This is a genomic window from Pseudomonas sp. MWU13-2862 (genome assembly GCF_023242495.1).
In the GTDB taxonomy this organism is placed as follows: Bacteria; Pseudomonadota; Gammaproteobacteria; order Pseudomonadales; family Pseudomonadaceae; genus Aquipseudomonas; species Aquipseudomonas gingeri_D.
The window spans coordinates 48968-65896 of the sequence record NZ_JALMEZ010000021.1; the positions used below are offsets into that span (position 1 = coordinate 48968).

General features: G+C 56.2%; 13 protein-coding genes and 2 pseudogenes. 6 read left to right on the forward strand and 9 right to left on the reverse strand.

Annotation, left to right across the window (positions count from 1 at the left end; all coding sequences use genetic code 11):
- Nucleotides 1-15: 15 nt before the first annotated feature.
- Both M5C56_RS29130 and M5C56_RS29135 read right to left on the reverse strand, forming a co-directional pair.
- Entirely contained in the window at nucleotides 16-1938 is a 1923-nt protein-coding gene (locus M5C56_RS29130; RefSeq protein ID WP_103497336.1) for a methyl-accepting chemotaxis protein, read from the reverse strand.
- A gap of 977 nt (nucleotides 1939-2915) precedes the next feature.
- On the reverse strand, nucleotides 2916-4481 hold the full coding sequence (locus tag M5C56_RS29135; protein ID WP_103497338.1) for a carbohydrate porin: 1566 nt from the start codon (nucleotides 4479-4481) through the stop codon (nucleotides 2916-2918).
- Between the two features lie 166 nt (nucleotides 4482-4647).
- Between M5C56_RS29135 and M5C56_RS29140 the strand changes: the two genes are divergently transcribed.
- The 6 genes and pseudogenes from M5C56_RS29140 to M5C56_RS29165 all read left to right on the forward strand — a co-directional run bounded on the left by M5C56_RS29140 (nucleotide 4648) and on the right by M5C56_RS29165 (nucleotide 10842).
- Nucleotides 4648-5922 carry an ABC transporter substrate-binding protein gene (locus tag M5C56_RS29140; RefSeq protein ID WP_103497339.1) on the forward strand — a complete coding sequence of 425 codons (1275 nt, stop codon included), beginning with the start codon at nucleotides 4648-4650 and terminating at the stop codon, nucleotides 5920-5922.
- Nucleotides 5923-5943: 21 nt separating this feature from the next.
- Nucleotides 5944-6906: a sugar ABC transporter permease gene (locus tag M5C56_RS29145; RefSeq protein ID WP_103497340.1), complete on the forward strand. Its 963-nt coding sequence runs from the start codon at nucleotides 5944-5946 to the stop codon at nucleotides 6904-6906.
- Complete coding sequence (locus M5C56_RS29150) at nucleotides 6903-7745, forward strand: carbohydrate ABC transporter permease (RefSeq protein WP_103497341.1); 843 nt, start codon at nucleotides 6903-6905, stop codon at nucleotides 7743-7745. Before M5C56_RS29145 ends, M5C56_RS29150 begins: the two co-directional genes overlap by 4 nt.
- 27 nt (nucleotides 7746-7772) lie before the next feature.
- Nucleotides 7773-8918 carry a sn-glycerol-3-phosphate ABC transporter ATP-binding protein UgpC gene (ugpC, locus tag M5C56_RS29155; RefSeq protein WP_103497342.1) on the forward strand — a complete coding sequence of 382 codons (1146 nt, stop codon included), beginning with the start codon at nucleotides 7773-7775 and terminating at the stop codon, nucleotides 8916-8918.
- Nucleotides 8915-9250, forward strand: a pseudogene (locus M5C56_RS29160) (hypothetical protein); the annotation flags it as partial. The gene ugpC and the pseudogene M5C56_RS29160, both read left to right, overlap by 4 nt.
- Nucleotides 9251-10570: 1320 nt before the next feature.
- Nucleotides 10571-10842, forward strand: a pseudogene (locus M5C56_RS29165) (hypothetical protein).
- On the opposite strand, the gene M5C56_RS29170 reads toward M5C56_RS29165, so the two are convergent.
- The 7 genes from M5C56_RS29170 to M5C56_RS29200 all read right to left on the reverse strand — a co-directional run bounded on the left by M5C56_RS29170 (nucleotide 10820) and on the right by M5C56_RS29200 (nucleotide 16921).
- Nucleotides 10820-12079: an RES domain-containing protein gene (locus M5C56_RS29170; protein ID WP_103497343.1), complete on the reverse strand. Its 1260-nt coding sequence runs from the start codon at nucleotides 12077-12079 to the stop codon at nucleotides 10820-10822. The pseudogene M5C56_RS29165 and the gene M5C56_RS29170 overlap by 23 nt on opposite strands.
- Before the next feature lie 108 nt (nucleotides 12080-12187).
- On the reverse strand, nucleotides 12188-13165 hold the full coding sequence (locus M5C56_RS29175; protein WP_103497344.1) for a hypothetical protein: 978 nt from the start codon (nucleotides 13163-13165) through the stop codon (nucleotides 12188-12190).
- Nucleotides 13166-14038: an AbiJ-NTD4 domain-containing protein gene (locus M5C56_RS29180; protein WP_247263420.1), complete on the reverse strand. Its 873-nt coding sequence runs from the start codon at nucleotides 14036-14038 to the stop codon at nucleotides 13166-13168.
- Nucleotides 14039-14080: 42 nt separating this feature from the next.
- Nucleotides 14081-14773, reverse strand: a complete 693-nt coding sequence (locus tag M5C56_RS29185; protein WP_103497345.1) for a hypothetical protein — start codon at nucleotides 14771-14773, stop codon at nucleotides 14081-14083.
- Nucleotides 14770-15297 carry a DNA-binding protein gene (locus tag M5C56_RS29190; RefSeq protein ID WP_103497346.1) on the reverse strand — a complete coding sequence of 176 codons (528 nt, stop codon included), beginning with the start codon at nucleotides 15295-15297 and terminating at the stop codon, nucleotides 14770-14772. Before M5C56_RS29190 ends, M5C56_RS29185 begins: the two co-directional genes overlap by 4 nt.
- A complete protein-coding gene (locus tag M5C56_RS29195) occupies nucleotides 15294-16217 on the reverse strand; it encodes a hypothetical protein (protein ID WP_103497382.1) in 924 nt (307 codons plus the stop codon). Before M5C56_RS29195 ends, M5C56_RS29190 begins: the two co-directional genes overlap by 4 nt.
- Complete coding sequence (locus M5C56_RS29200; RefSeq protein ID WP_103497347.1) at nucleotides 16214-16921, reverse strand: hypothetical protein; 708 nt, start codon at nucleotides 16919-16921, stop codon at nucleotides 16214-16216. The genes M5C56_RS29195 and M5C56_RS29200 overlap by 4 nt, the downstream gene beginning before the upstream one ends.
- Nucleotides 16922-16929: the final 8 nt, after the last annotated feature.

Here is a 16929-nt window from a genome sequence, read left to right on the forward strand (position 1 = left end):
CGCCACCTTGCTCCGTCAGACCTTGAAATGGCTGACCATCATCTGCAACTGATTGCCCAAGCGGGCCAGCTCGACGCTGGAGGCGGCGGTTTCGTCGCTGGCGGCGGCGGTCTGCTCGGAAATGTCGCGGACGTTGATGATGCTGCGACTGATCTCGTCGGCCACGGTGCTTTGTTGCTCGGCGGCGGCGGCGATCTGCTGGTTCATCGACTGGATGTCAGACACTGTGCGGGTGATATTTCCCAGTGAGACACCGGCCTTGCGCGTCAGCGCAACGCTGTTATCGGTCAGGCTACGGCTGTTGCTCATGACGTTGGCCACCTGCTGGGTACCGCTCTGCAAGCCGGCGACCAGGCCTTCGATTTCCTCGGTAGACTTCTGGGTGCGCTGGGCCAGGCTGCGAACTTCGTCGGCGACCACGGCAAAACCACGACCGGCCTCACCGGCACGGGCGGCTTCGATGGCGGCATTGAGCGCCAACAGGTTGGTCTGCTCGGCCACGGCCTTGATCACATCCATGACGCTACCGATCTTGTTGCTTTCCTGCTGCAGGAGGGTCATGGCCTCGGTGGAGCGCAGCACTTCCGCCGCCAGGCGTTCGATCTGCGCGATGGCCTCGGCAACCACCTTGTCACCTTCACGGGCCTGGCCGTCGGCATCCGCGGCGGCTTGCGAGGCTTGTTCGGCGTTGCGCGCGACAGCCTGCACGGTGGTACTCATTTCGTGCATGGCGGTGGCGACCTGATCGGTCTCGACCTTCTGACTGTTAACCCCGACGCTGGTCTGTTCGGTCACGGCCGACAGTTCCTCGGCGGCACTGGCGATCTGCGTGACACCATCGCGAATACCGCTGATCAGGTTGCGCAGGGTCTCGCCCATGAGCTGGATGCCTTGTTGCAGCGTGCCCAGTTCATCACGGCGAGTGACCACCTGGTTGTGAGTGAGGTCGCCACCGGCAATGCGCTCGACGACGCCGAGGGTTTCGCGGATCGGTCGGGTAATCTGGCGGGTGATGATGACCGCGGCCAGGATGCCGAACAGCAAGCTCAACAGGGTGCTGCCCAATTGCATCATGCGCGTCTGGCTGACCTCGCTATCGCGGCTGTCCACCTGCCCCTGGTAGAGGGCCTCGCTGCGAGCCGATATCTCGACCACTTGGTCGGCCAGTTCCTTGCCCGTCTGGGTAACGACATCATTGGCCGTTTTGTAGCCCAGAAAGGCGGTTCGGTAATTGCCCAGGGCGGTTTCCAGCTGGCGCAGTGCATCCGGCAGGGGCGAGCCGAAATGTTCGCCAAGCTGTTTCAGGCTGCCAATGGCTCCATTTAATTGGTTGATGGCCTTCTGCTCGGTATCCGCGTTAGCCCCGGCAATGTAACCGCGTACTTCGAAACGGCTGAGCAGGAACTGCTCCCTGGTCTGGGCGACGGCCTGGAAGCGTTCGATACGCTCTGCGTCGCCTGGGGGCATTTGCAGCACGCTGCTACTGACCGCATCGATCAGCTTCAAGGCCGCCGCGCCGTTATCACTGAAGGTTTGTCGGGCACTGTTGCGGGCGCGATAGGCGTCATGCATTTTATTCAGGGACTGCTGGAACTTGCCGATAATGACTGTCTGTTCTCCAAGCAGTTTCACAAAATCCGGGTTCTTGAACGTCTGGGTCAGTTTTTGATCCTGGGCGCTGAATGCGTCCAGGGCGGACTGCACGTTCTGGGCCGCTGCTTCATCGCCATTGCTCAGCATGTACTGCAGGCGAGCCACGCGCACCTTGTTCAGCAAGGTATTTAACAAGGTGATATCGCCCATCCGATCACTGCGCCAGATCAACTTGTCCAGGCTGGTCCAGCTGGTCAGGGCAAGGACAGTGGTCAGTGCCAGTACCAGGCCGAAGCCCAGGGCCAGCTTGAGGTTGACGCTGATATTGCCGAACCATTTGTTCATTCAATCCTCCACAATGCATGCTGTTCTTGGTTTTCGGGGCAACAGGGAGCTGTCCCCGGGGACCACCGGTGATCTTTCCATGGCAGGTACAGGCGCGGTATGGCTTCGAAGGAACGTTTTTATTGGTTTTTTCTCGATGTTATCCACAGCTGTTTGACGGCAATAAGAGCAGCCGTTACTTTCCTCGACATATCCATACGGATGGAATGGCTGAGGCGAGTTATTCGAGGTTCTCGGAAACCGCTCTTGGATAGATCGAAAGCAAGGCAAGCACCGCTGGGATAAGGGCTTTTGCCCAGGATACTCAGAACCGGAACCGGATGATAGCACTGAGCCATCATTACCGAAGAGGTTTCACAGAAGGACAACGCGAACCAGGAATCTCGGAGTCAGTCAGCGGGTCCGCCGGCCATTGCACTTCAGCAACTCCCCTCGTCCAGCATATGGCACAGCACATCCCTGGCATCACTGCTGACTCGTTGAGAATCCGTGGTGAGTGTTTTACAGGCTCGCCCATGACTGGACCTGCACCTGTTGATCCGTCCGCCAATTAAAACAGCGCCTTGTCTTACAAAATCCATCGCCATTCCCCCTTTCCCAGTTATCCGTCCGGCGTTAGGGTTCATTCATCACTGCACATTCCGCAATACAGGACTGGCTTTGGCACATGTTCGGCAAGACAAGGTGGAGGCGGCCTATTTTCGTGGAGACCTGTTTGAGAAGCGTCAGGCCATGATGTCGGATTGGGCAGTGTTCGTGACATCGGCTGGATTTCCTGCGTCACCGACCCACCCTGGACACCGTCCTTCACATCGGCACGAACGGTGATCGCCATGTCACGGCTGTGACAAGGTCCAGTTCAACAGGCGCAACAAAAAACCAATCAAAAAATCAAATGATGATCTTGCACTTCGGAAAAATATGTATAGCCGAGTCGATAACCATCCAGACCGGTCTTGTTGCAGATGAAGCGGACATCAGAACCAGGTTTCCATCTGTATGCCGTATTGCCATACCCCCCCAGCGCCGAAATCAGTTTTGCCAAAGGAGCCTGAGGTACTGTATCTGTCCAGGTCCGAAGACCAGTTCATGAAGCTTGCAAATACTCGTAATTCAGGACGTGTGAGAAGGTCTCCAACATCTGGCTTGAATGTCGGAGCGACCGTAAATTTCCAGAAGTTACCGTTGACCGCATTACGTTGCAAATAACCCTTGGGGTCGAGGTTCATGGTTTGCCAGCTCACTTCGTAGTCCATCTCGAAATTGCTGTTGATTGCATTGGCCAAGCGCATGTTCAGGGTCAGCCAACGGTAGTCGTCACCCTCGACGTATCTACTCTTGCTTTGTTCGGCCAGCAAGCTGGGGCCGATACGCCAGCCTGGCGCAACGGGTGTCTCGCCGTAAAGCGCCAGGCGCAGAGTGCGGGCATCGCTGATCAGTTCGCCATCCGAGCCAATATTCTTGACCTCTGCTCCCAGACCCTGGCCATAGAGCAGCGCCGTTTTGAAGAAGCCTTCCCTGCCAAAAAAGTTTTTCTGGTGATTAGCCAGCATGCTGTGCAAACCGGAATCCGCCGGCGACAACCCCGCTTCATTGGTACGGGTACCGAAATCGTTTTTCTTTGAGCCGATGGCATTGAACATCCACTGCCACTCACCATCCTCGAAGAACTGGTTGGAGGTCAGGATGTAGCTTTGCACCTTTGCATCAATACCGCCCAGACTGAAATCCCCGTAGGTACGCCCTATCAAGGAATAATTCGAGCGCCAATCCTTGTTCATCTGCACATCGTAGATTCCTCCCCCGGTGCCTGCCAGAAAGACAACGTCGGAGTCCAGCCAGTGGATGTCGAAGTTATCTCGATCAAATCGCTTACCTGCCCACAGGGTGGAGTTCTCGAACACGGAGTTACCCTTGAACGCGGCGATATGGTCGAGCTCTGTGAAGACCTGACGCACGTTCAGATTGCTTTCGCCAGCCGTCCAGTCATTGGCACTCTCCACCCCGTCGGCGATGGAGACCGTGAATTTGGAACGGGTACCGTTTTGCGCATAGATTTCTTTCGACAGGTCCATACGCATGTAGGTGTCGTCTTCGTTGCCGAGTCGCCCAACGGCCCCACCCACCGAACCGGCTGGGGTTATATAAGGCCCACCACGACCGCCACCAAGCCCCTCGCCAATCAGCAATCCGGAACGGGCGTAACCTTTGAAGCTGAATCCGTCAGAGAGGTGTTCAGTATCGCCCTGCTTTTCCATGCTCTGCTGACGGGCTTCGAGTTTTTCCACTCGGGCATCCAAAGTAGGCGTCGGAATGGCTGTCGCAGTGGGCGTGGCGGGCGGCAAGGCGGGATTGGCGAGTCTGATTTGCTGCAATTCCCTCGCAAGTTCCTGGGTTTGCAGCTCGGCTGCCGCCGCACGCTTTTCCGCCGCGCTTGCACGGGCTTCAAACGTACTCATGCGCTCTTCCAGAGTATCGGCCCGGGTGATTGCCGCCGATGTGCTGAGCACGCCTGCGAGTAGCCAGCTTGATACTTTCTGCATTTGGATTTCCTGTCTTGTTTTTATGGTTTTGCGCGAGTGGCCAGCCTTTTCTTCGTGAGCTGTGAATTGTCTGAATTGAAGAAAAAAGGATGCCAGATCTCGGATACGCTGCTACATTGGCAATGGTAACGTTAACTTTTATAAAAACAAAAATAAAGAGGACTCTATGAAACAGCTGAAAACTCTTCTTTCAGCGGCGCTGCTCACCCTCTGCGCCGCGCTTCCCTCTCTCTCGAGCGCAGCCGACTTGACGATCTCGTGTGGTGCGGTGGGAGCGGAATTACAACTCTGCAAGGAGGCTGTCGAGGCGTGGTCGAAGCAGACCGGCCATAACGTCGAGGTGGTTTCCACGCCTAACTCGGCCACCGAAAGGTTGTCCTTTTATCAACAGATCCTCAGCGCACAGTCCCCCGACATCGACATTATTCAAATCGATATGGTGTGGCCGGGGATGCTGGCCAATCACCTGATGGACCTGCACGAAGTGCTTCCCCCGAGTGCCACCCAAGGCTACTTCCAGTCACAGATGGATAACGCCACCGTGAATGGTCGGCTGGTGACAATGCCGTGGTTCACCGACTCGGGGCTGCTGTATTACCGCAAGGACTTGCTCGACAAGTACAACAAGCCGGTTCCCCAGACCTGGGAGGAAATGACCTCTATCGCCAGGGAGGTTCAACAGGCCGAGCGTAACGCCGGAAACCCCAATATGTGGGGCTACCTATTTCAAGGGCGCGCCTACGAGGGCCTGACGTGTAACGCACTGGAGTGGATCAGCAGCCAACCGGAAGGCGGCCTGGTCAATCCACAAGGAGACATCGTGATCAACCGCCAGGCCTCAAGGACAGCCTTGGCCCTGGCGAAAAGCTGGGTAGGCGACATCTCCCCGCGTGGCGTACTCAATTACACCGAGGAAGAAGGACGTGGTGTATTTCAATCGGGGAATGCGCTGTTCATGCGCAACTGGCCTTATGTCTGGGCCCTGGTACAAAACCAGGACAGCGCGGTAAAAGACAAGGTCGGGGTCGCTCCCCTGCCCAAAGGCGGCGCGACCGGCACGCATGCATCCACCCTTGGCGGCTGGGGCCTGGCGGTGTCACGTTACAGCACCCATCCAAAACTTGCCGCAGAGCTGGTGACCTATCTGACCAGTGCGCAGGAGCAAAAACATCGAGCTTTGGCAGGCGGCTATAACCCGGTTATCGAGTCGCTCTACCAGGATCCCGAGCTGCTCACGGCAATGCCTTATTACAGCCAACTCCATAGCATTCTCAACGATGGGGTCATGCGCCCCGCATCGATAACCGCCGATCGTTATCCACGGGTCTCAAATGCGTTCTTTGACCGAGTGCATGGCGTACTGGCGGGCGAACTGCCTGTCGACCAGGCGTTGGCCGAGCTGGAAAGCGAGCTCACGCGCATCAAACGCCGGAACTGGTAAGCCACAAGGAAGGAAATCGCCATGTCTGTCTCTTCTACTCACGCGCCCTTCGAGGAGTGCCTGCCGGCCCGGGAAACGCCTGTACAGCGCCGCCGCGTGCGCGCCGCCTGGCTGTTCCTGACACCGATGCTGATCTGTCTGGCCCTGGTGGCGGCCTGGCCGCTACTGCGCACGTTCTGGTTCAGCCTGACCGACGCCAACCTGTCGGACACCCGTGGCGGCACCTTCGTCGGCTTGAGCAATTATCTGTTCTACGACGGGGCCCACTGGTCGGGCATTCTGGTCGATCCACAATGGTGGAACGCTGTACGCAACACCTTGCATTTCACGGTCATTTCAGTGGGATTGGAAATCGTCCTGGGGCTGTTGGTGGCGTTGCTATTGAACACCAAGTTCAGCGGACGCTCGCTGGTACGTGCGTTGACTCTGATTCCGTGGGCGATTCCTACGATTGTCTCAGCGAAGATCTGGTCATGGATGCTTAACGACCAGTTCGGCATCATCAATCACCTGATGTTAAGCCTCGGCATGATTGATGCGCCCCTGGCCTGGACGGCAGACGCGGATCTGTCGATGTGGGCGGTCATCATTGTCGATGTCTGGAAGACCATCCCTTTTGTCACACTGCTGATGCTGGCCGCCTTGCAGATGTTGCCGAGCGATTGCTACGAAGCCGCCAGGGTCGATGGAATTCACCCGCTGAAAGTATTCTGGCGTGTCACGCTTCCCCTGTTGATGCCTGCGCTGCTGGTGGCGGCGATCTTCCGCATCCTCGACTCCCTGCGGGTATTCGACGTTATCTACGTGCTGACCTCGAACGCTTCGAGCACCATGAGCATGTCTGTCTATGCCCGCCAGCACCTGGTGGAGTTCCAGGACGTTGGCTACGGCAGCGCCGCCTCGACACTGCTGTTTCTGGTCGTGGCAGTGATCGCCATGCTTTATCTCTATCTCGGACGCCATCAACTGGAGGTCCGCTCATGACCCCACGCCTACTCAAAAAAGCACTGTTGCGCCTCGGATTCTGGAGTCTGATCGGGGTCCTACTACTGTATGCGGTCTTCCCTTTCTATTACGCCATAGTGACCTCACTGAAACCCTCCAGCGCATTGTTCGAGGTGAGCTATTGGATCGATCGCCCCGACCTCTCCAACTATGCGGCGGTACTCCAGCAAGCCTCCTTCTTGCGAGCTATTGGTAACTCGCTGGTGGTTGCGGTCTGTGTGGTGGCCCTGGCGCTGTTCCTCAGTCTGACCGCGGCCTATGCCTTGGGCAGGGTAAAGTTCCGCGGGCGCGGTACCGTATTGATGTTGGTCCTTGGCGTATCCATGTTTCCCCAGGTCGCCGTGCTGTCAGGGCTGTTCGAGGTCATCCGCGCTCTGGGCCTATACAACACTTCCTGGGCGCTGATCCTGAGCTACACCATTTTCACCCTCCCCTTCACCGTCTGGGTACTGACCACCTTCATGGGACAACTGCCCCATGAGTTGGAAGAAGCCGCAATCATGGATGGCGCTTCGCCCTGGGTCACGCTGACCCGGGTGCTATTGCCACTGCTCTGGCCCGCACTGGTCACCACTGGCCTGTTGGCCTTCATAGCAGCTTGGAATGAGTTCCTTTTTGCCCTGACCTTTACCCTGACAGACCCGCAACGCACGGTGCCGGTTGCCATCGCCTTGATTTCCGGTGGGAGCCCGCATGAGTTGCCCTGGGGGCTGTTGATGGCAGCATCGGTGCTGGTCACCGTCCCACTAGTGATTCTGGTGCTGATCTTCCAGCGCCGAATCGTTTCCGGTCTCACTGCCGGCGCGCTAAAGGGTTGATGCCCAACAAATACAAGGAACAGCATCATGATCAAGTTGAAGCTAGACAACGTGAACAAACAATTGGGCGGCATTCGGATTTTGCGTGACGTCAGCCTGGAGATCGCTGCGGGTGAATTCGTGGTTTTCGTTGGCCCTTCGGGCTGTGGAAAGTCGACCCTCCTGCGACTGATCGCCGGATTGGATTCGATCTGCAGCGGTGACCTGCTGATCGACGGCCGACGGGTCAACGACCTGGAACCGTGCGAACGAGGCGTCGGCATGGTGTTTCAGTCTTATGCGCTATACCCGCATATGAGTGTCTACGACAACATCAGTTTTGGCCTCAAACTGGCCAAGATTGAAAAACGCAGCCTGCGCGAACGCGTGTTGAAAACTGCGCAAATCCTGCAACTGGACAAACTGCTGCAACGCAAGCCAAAGGAGCTGTCTGGCGGCCAGCGTCAGCGTGTAGCGATGGGCCGGGCAATGGCGCGAGAACCGGATATTTTGTTGTTCGATGAACCGCTGTCCAACCTGGATGCCTCCCTGCGGGTACAGATGCGCAATGAAATCGCCCGGCTACATGAGCGACTGGGCTCGACGATGATCTATGTCACCCACGATCAGGTGGAAGCGATGACCCTGGCCGACAAAATTGTCGTGCTCAACGGCGGTCGCGTAGAGCAGATCGGTTCACCACGCGAACTTTATGAGCGTCCGGCCAGCCGCTTTGTGGCCGGTTTTCTGGGTTCGCCCAGAATGAACTTTCTTGCGGCGCGCCTGCATACCTCAGGCGAAAACAGCCTGGTCGAAACGTCGGTATTGGGTATGACGCCCCTGCCCTTCGACAGCTCGAACCTGGCGGCGGACACCCTGCTGAGCCTGGGGATTCGCCCAGAACACGTGTCGCTCAAGGCGGCAGAGGGTAGCGCCGGCATCACCGTGACCGGGGTCGAGTACCTGGGCAGCGAAACTTATGTGCACCTCGACACCGGTCAGGACGAGCCACTGATCTGTCGTTGCGAGGTCAACGCCGGATGGCAATCAGGTGATCGGGTCGAGCTGCAGCTGGATATCGGCAACCTGCACGCGTTCAACTCCGACGGCACGGCCTTGGTACGCCACGCACTAGCCATTGAAACCCTGCCAGATGGCGCCCCCCTGCGCTCCATACGAGCAAGTGCCCTATGACCTTGTCTTTGAATCCCCCGAGCGATCCAATATCTGCCTCTCTTGACCTCGCACAGCGTGCGCTGAGTGACGGCCTGTCTCGCGTCATCCACGATTATCGCCCCTTCACCAAGCATGGCGCGGTCATTGATACCCCGCCGCAAGACGCCATCATGCACTTTCGTGACCCCAAGGTATGGAAGGAGGATGACGGCTGGTATCTGATTGCCGGCGCACGCCTGGGCGCTGTGCCAATGCTGCCGCTGTACCGCTCCGCGGACCTGCACAACTGGGAGCTCCTTGCCTACGTGTCCAGCGGCAACGAGGGCGATGGCTATATGTGGGAATGCCCGATGCCAAGCACCGTCCATCACTGGTGCGGCATACTACGCTGACATAAGCACCAGCATAGGCCTGTCAGAAAAGAGGAAAAATGCATACCCAGAAACCACAAAACCCCTGGTTCTCCGAAGAAAACCAGGGGTTTTGTGTACATCGAATTTGGCGGTGAAGGAGAGATTCGAAACTACCCGTGAGCGACTTTCGGAGTCTGCCCCCCCGGTTTACAAGGGTTGCAGCCCAATAGTGCGCGTAGGATCTGTCCCAGCGTGGTCCCAGAGGTTAAATGCGCCAGGCTGCAGAACATGGCTGCAACAGGCGTTTTCCGCGTTTTATGTTGAACCATGGGAAAAAGGTAATTTTGGTAATGAGCTGCGGAAAAACAGATAAAACCCAACAAAATCAGATAGTTGATATGTTTCTACAAAGGTAATAATAAGGTAAGTAAATGGTTATAAAATTACTTTCAGTGCAAGTAATACCGATCCGCTACCAAACCCAGTAAAACGGGGACGTGAACAAAATATTACCAATCCCCTTACCTTTAATTACCCTCTAAGGTAATGAGTGAAAGCCCGTGCTGTAAGGGCTCCAGGCCATTTTTCTGCCCCGCTTACCAAAATTACCCTTCTGCCGCGCCTCTCCTGAAAAACGGCCTGTACTCGTTCCCATGCCAACGTTTTTTCAAGCCTACCGAATCGCCGCTCAAACACGCCTCAGCGCTGATCAATCTGTGCAATGGTCTATGTGGCCGGAAAGCCACGGGCACCGGGGCTTTCCGGCATATCGATACCGCTCCTGGAGCACGCCAAAAGCTCACCTGGGGCGAGCGATTCAGAAAATGAAAACGCAGCAAAACGCCTGTTTTCAAAGGCACGCCCCTTGTAAACCGTGACCTCCAACAAACCGTCCCCGCTCCCGCTCGCCCTGGGCTCTGTGCAAAGCCGCTGCACTTCTTTGCAAAACCTTGCACACCGTGCAATTGCCATACACGCCACAGACCCCGCAGCGGGCCTGGGCAAGAGCACCGTTTGCACCACCACCCGTGTTTGCACAAAAAAGGGACACAAAGCCCGTCGGCGGGAGGGGGATAAGTGCTTTTTTATTCAGATTTTTTCTTCCCGACTGAATTTCCGAACCTTGCCCGCCTGCATCTCGTCGGATGCCCACACCGACAATCACGCACAACAGAGGGCGCTGGTGATCGACTGTGACCACTTCAGCGACTTACTTGAGCAAACGGGGATGGCACTCTGGCTTATGCCGTGGAAGCACTGTTGGACGAGCGTAACGGCGAATAAGTAGAGACTTATCATGAATATGCTCATCCCCCTATGCTTTACAAGAGTGTGGCTTTGAACCTACAAGAAAGGAGGTGCTACCTGTCGATCAGGGGCAACGTCCTGGTGACGCACCAAACGAGCAATGAACCAGGGCGTAGCTCAAGATCCCACTAGAGCCCGAACCACTACCCCGGCTGCTGGATGCGACCTTGGCCGGGATGGCTCCAAATGAATTTATCTTGAGCGGGATCGAGTACATAGATGGATGTGCTTATGCACAGTCCTGGTGGTGCCCCCCAGCTAGAGCAGCTCTGACAGAATAGGGTCTTCGGAAATGTAATAGGCTGTAGCGTCCACATAGTCTTGTGATTCAGTAACGACGGCCTTTATTTTATGAACTCTTGCTGAGCCAACTTTAAACTGTATCGTTGGGATCGGGGGCCCCCAAGGATCGTGCCCGCCAAGCGGGTCTTCACTCTCAATAGAGTATCCAGACTGAGCAACAAGTGTGCATTCTGGAAAAAGCACAATATTTGTACCGGTGCCACCTGTTTGCACTGAAGGAAAGACAATCCCGCTAACCTGCTTATTAAACTGTATTCGAAGATACTCAAACACCACTTGGGTGGAGATATAGGCAACCTCATCCCCACTCCCCTTCGGCTTGGATAACTTAAAGATAAGGCCTTTCAAAAACTGATATGCGTGCGAGGCTTTAGTAAAACCTTCATCAAACGGACTCATGTCAAATCGCGCTATAACTTCAAGCTTTCGCAAATCCAAAAAACGCATTGATGTAACTGGAGTAAATTCGGCAGACACCACAAGGTCCCCCGTAACCGCTCGAATTTCGCTTAAACACGTCTGCCTATCTGTTGCGCAGTACATTGCCGAAATTCCGCTAGGCGTCATTCGCTGACTACCTGCTAGAATATTAGGTGCAGGCCCAAGCTCTCTGGCTGGGTCGGCCTCAATTTTCTTTAGCTTTTCAAAATTGTCAGCCTTTCGGGCTCTGAACAAACTATCACCGTCCGAAAGAACAGTTATTAAATCTGCCTTTAAATTTCCGCCCTGACAAGTAAATCCAAATAGAGAGCCAAGAAAGTTCTTAGCCCCATCATTAAAAAAGCGATGCTCATGGTGGACTCTTGAAACAAATACCTCCCAAGCAGCCTCGAAAGAATTAGTTTCCAATGATCCATCATCAAGAGCGTAAAGCAGGTCATCCCCTTCTTCATCCAGGGCAAAGTCCACTTCAAGATACTCAATCAAATCCTCAACTAGCTCCCCACCTCCTATATCGTAATCATCTCCCACAATCTCCCAGTATTTTTTTATCGACAGATTATCAGACCCATAAAAAAACATCCCTCGTTCATAGCTAGTAAGTTCATCCAACGTCCTGAAAGACTCTTTAATTCGCACGCCAATATAATCAAACATCGCATCCTTAGCCACACAAACACCATCAATACCACAATATTGACACTTACCGAACACACCTTCCTTCGCGACAAATCGTTTAAGCGACTCTAGATGGATACAGTTTATGCAAATCATTCCTTCCTCTCCCTAAGGTAGCAACACCATTGCCTCCCAGCATGGTGCCTCATTCCTTCGGGTAAAAACATCCAGGTGAGGAACATGCAATTGATACGTGGAGATAAGCTACCTTGTGATGGCATTCAAAGTAGAAGAGAGAGCCTGAGCTTGAGCTGCCTTTGAATTGAAAGCAGACACATCGCCTGGGGTCGGTGCAGGACCAGATACATGAGTGTGGCCCGCCAATTGGACGTTCATCTGCTGCACCAGATCGAGCAAGTCACACAGCACCTGCAGCACGTTCACCCCTTCAGATCCCAACCAGGTCTTAGGCGCCACCATCTGCTGACTGACCGCCGCCACGCTCTTGCGCAGCCCCTGAATCCTTTCCTCCATATCACCACCCACCGTGGCGTTGTGCTTCTGCCCCACCACCAGATTCAGATCCCGGCCAGTGGCCTGGTGCAGATCGTCCACGGCCGCAAGGCTCGCGGCCCCGCCAGACAAGAGCTTGAGCGAGCCCAGGGCCTCGATCTTCTTGATGCCACCCACCGACTCGGTTGAATGATCGTCGACGCTCCTGGTGTGGTTCTGGAAGCGCTCAGTGTTGCCCATAGCTTCCACTTCCCGCTCGATCGCCTTGTCCTGGATCTTGCCGTCAGTTTGGCGCAACCAGTTGCCGTCGGCGTCGACGCGCTGCTGGCACGCCTCGCTGTGCTGCCACACCTGGTCGCCTTTCGGCACCCGGGGCATGCTCAGGCCATGAGGTAGGATGGTTTGGATATACGGTTTGTGCGGCAGTCCGTAGGCGAAGCACACCACCACGGTGGTGCCCTCTCCAGGAAAACCATAGATCCCCATTTCCTCGCCGCCCGTAGCCAGCGGCAGCGGTACGCCGGACAATTGAGGCAGGCTCGCATCGGGCTCGCCGTCTGGACCCAGGACCTCGATGTCCACCGCGTAGCGCGGCCGGAAGTCGTCGCAGATCCCGGTGTTGGCGGGCGCATCGGCTACGGCTACCACCCGGGCAAAGCGTGGTAGGTGGTAGCCGCCGGTCAGTTCAGGGAATTGTCGTTCTACGCTACGGCGGATTGCGTCGTCCATCTACTCACCCAAATCAGATTTATTTTTCTCCCCATAGAGAGAAATTACATAATTAACAAAAGCAGAGCAGCATACGAGCATAAACTTCGCATCGGCCTTACTCAACGAGCTTTCTCCCAACAACGCATGGCGAATACCATCAGCATCATTTGTATAGCCATAAATCGATGCAAACGCAGATTTTAAGGCAGGATGCAATCCTTTGACTTTTTCAACCTCTTTTAAAAGCTGCCCAAGAGTCCCACCCCTCCCCGTCACTTCGACAACTAATGACTCTACAGCACTAATACTTTCCTTTATTGAGTTCCGATAGTCCGGTTGGTTACGATCTGCAAGCAGGTCAACTGCCCGCGCCAAATGCGTTCGCACTCCCGAGTAAGCTTCTGAAGCTACTACAGCAGCTTCGACCTCATCTATTTCAACTTGCGATGTAATTTCGACCACTTTACCACTCACAAATCTATATGCAGAATTCTCCTCCTCAAGGAGTTTATTAAAAATAGAGACAATCTGATCTGAATCCTCTCGACTTAAATTGCAGGAAACAAATTCAACAAAATCAAAAACCTCATACCATGAAGCCTTTGAGAAGAAGTAATTCCGCAACTCTAGCAAATATGTAGACCAGAGTGGCGGCATATCATCTAGAACTTTTTTAAAATAAAAAATCCAAATATTACCAGCAAGCCCTTCAAAATTAGACCCCCGAACATAGTCAGCTCGATTGCGACCATATGCCGGAGCAGGCCTATACTTGTTAAATACTATAACCGTCAATACATTCCACATTCCATTTTTTAATTCTTCATCAACCGATTCGCGCTGGGCGATTTTTATCCCTGACTTATAGTTATATCTCTGTGAAAATTTCATGTTCCCTCCATCAGTTAAGGCGACTCCTTGGTAGGAAGCACGCTAAACTAATTTCCACTTTATGAACATCTGATTATCAACAAGGGCCACGCTTGTGATCCGCTCGCCGTGATTGATTGCTGCACCTGGTCGCAACCCGGGAAGGGCCGCGACCATGGCGCTCTGATTGCCCTGGAAGCCGTCGAACAGCTCCACCGGCAGTTGCAGCGGTGACCGGACGCCAAAGAAGCTATCGGCCCAGCAGCCCACGAACACTTCCCCGTCACCCTGCTGCTGCCAGAGGAAGTCAGGGATGTTGAACACCCGCGCCAGGCTGTCCATTGCCTGATAGCCAGCCGCCAAGCTGTAGAAGTAAGGGACCTTGACGCCGGCGTAAGGCTTATCCGGCACGCGAAAGCGCAGACCGGTGTGCTGGCTGATCTCTGCCAGGACGCCGCGCAGGTCGACGTGACGGAGGTTCAGCGGCAGCGGGTTGGCCAGGATCGCGGCCAGCTCCCGGCAGAACAGGACTTGCTGGACATCGTTGGCCGCCGTGCAGCGCTCGACGTAGCCAATGAAGTGGCGCTGCAGCGTACCTTCGTTGTAACCGATGTCCAGCGTCACCAGGCCTTTTAAAGTGGTCGACGCCTGAACCGTAAAAGTCGCCCGGCCAGGGCTGCGGGTGTCCAGCCGGACTTCATCCTTGACCAGGACATACGGCACGCCGGCGATCATGAGAATCTTGTGCAGCTTCATGATTTGGGCGCCAGGAAGTCATCGAGTTTTTTCAGGGTCTTTTCAAAGCCGGTCAGTTCCTCGGGGCTCTTTGAGCCATCACCCACGGCGCCGCCGGGTCCGCCCTGAGCGTTGACCTTGTTCCCAGGGCGCCGGTTTTCGACTTTCTCCGGGTTGGACAGTTTTTCGGTCAGCGTGAACTGGACCAGCCAAGCCCGCAGCGAATCATCCTCGCGAGCGCTCACGCCCTCGGAGAACTGCACCTGGCGCATGCCAAAGGCGGCGGCGGTATCGTTGACCACCCGATAGGTCTTCAACCGGCCACCGCCGGCGGTGGACTCGGCCAGGCGCATCAGATCACGCAACTGAGACTGATCGACAAAGGGGATCATCAGCGAGACGGTCAGGGTCTTGGGCTTGAACCCCTTGTGGGCCTTTTCGGTGTTGCTGGTTTGGCCGGACAGATCCTCGCTTTCGATACGCAGGTTGGCCGTGACCTTGAGGTTCTTGCCGCGCACCTGTTCGCCATCAAGTAACAGAGTCATAGGCCGACCAGCTCCTGGATAAAACTGAGTCCCTGCTTCGACCCGACCAGCAGCGCGCCGGCGCACAGCACCCATTCGTGCCCCGGGGCCTCGCCTTCCAGCAGCTCGTGTCGCAGTTCGGCGGCAACACCAGGACCTATCAGCCGGGCACGTAGGGTACTGTCGGCATCGCCACCGGCGAGCAACGCTTTCAGATCCGCCAGTTGCTGGTCGCGGTCCTTCTGCTGTGCGGCCTTACGGCTCGCGAGTGCGGCCAGATCGCCCAGGGGCGAGCTGTCGGCCGCGTAGCTCTCCAACACCGCCAGTTGGCCGGACATGGATTGCTTGGCCGCCTTGAGTACCGTGCAGCGTTCCAGGGGTAGAGCGTCCCAGCGCGGCAGCGTGCCGGCACCGGGGATCTCCCACTTTTCCGTTTCCAGCGTCGACAGGTGCCGCGCACGGCGTTCGGCGCGCACCAGGTCAGGCATCGGCAGCAACGCATTGAAGCGCGCCAGGCTCGCAGCCAGTTGATCCACGCGAGTAGCCAGGAACATCAGGCACAGCGCGTACTGGGGGCCGTCAGGGCGGCCCGTGTCGCTAACATCCACCAGTTTGCCGGCCAGCTGCTGCAGGAGGTTCGGCGCCGACAGGAAGCGCTGGTTGCCAGCCCCCTGACCGATGCCGCTCTGGAAGGGTGTCACCACCAGGCAGGCCGGGGCCTCACCCATCTGTTCGGCCAGCGCCGCCCGCCCGCGGTCGATCGCGCCCTGGGCAGCGGCGGCGACCGGCCCCGGGTTGGTGGTGGCCATGTCCGTCAAGCCGACCAAGCGCTCGGCGGTGCTGGTCAGCTCCCCACCAGCCAGATCCTTAGCCGCTGACAGCTCGCCCATCCACTGGGTGGCCTGCTCTGGCCAGCGCATGGTCACAGGTGCCCAAATCATACCGGCGGCGTCCATTGAATGGCCCTCATGACCTTGAGCTTCTTGTCCTTTAGGGCCGTCGCCAATTCCTGCTTGAACGTATCTGCCTGCTGCAAAGCAGCCTGCTTGAAGCGCACCAGGTCCTGACCCACCAGGTGCAACTGGGCAGCAGTGTGCGGTCGAAAGGCTTTGACCTGGTTGAGGTCGAAACAGGCGTAACTGGCGTCCAGGCCACTGAGCACCATGCCCGTCAGATTGATCTGATCATCCATCTGGCTGCTGTAGCGGTAGGGCTCGCCCAGGGCGCTGGAGATGAACCCGCCTTCAATGTAGCGGCTGCACGCGCTGCCGATGGCTTCCAGCTTCTGGTCGTACAAGACCGCCAGAATGGCCCCGATATCGTCCACCCACTCGCCGTTCTTCCATACCTGGTCAGGCCCAGGCTTTTTCATCGTGTACCCACTGGGGATCGGTCCCACACCGTTGATGGTCATCGGCTCGCTGGTGGTGATGCTGTAAACGACAAGCCCGTTGTAGTAGTCAACCAGCACCCACTTTCCGTTGCTCCAGCAGGCAGCTTTGTCGGTGGGAATTGCCGGCGGTGGTGTTTCCACGCAGCCGCCAGGAATAAGGAGAACACCTGGCTCCAGCGGTGACTCTTCGGCCACGGCCGTACCGACGTAGAGACCCAGTTGATTGGTTTGATAGACCGTCTTTGTGCTCATGTTGGACC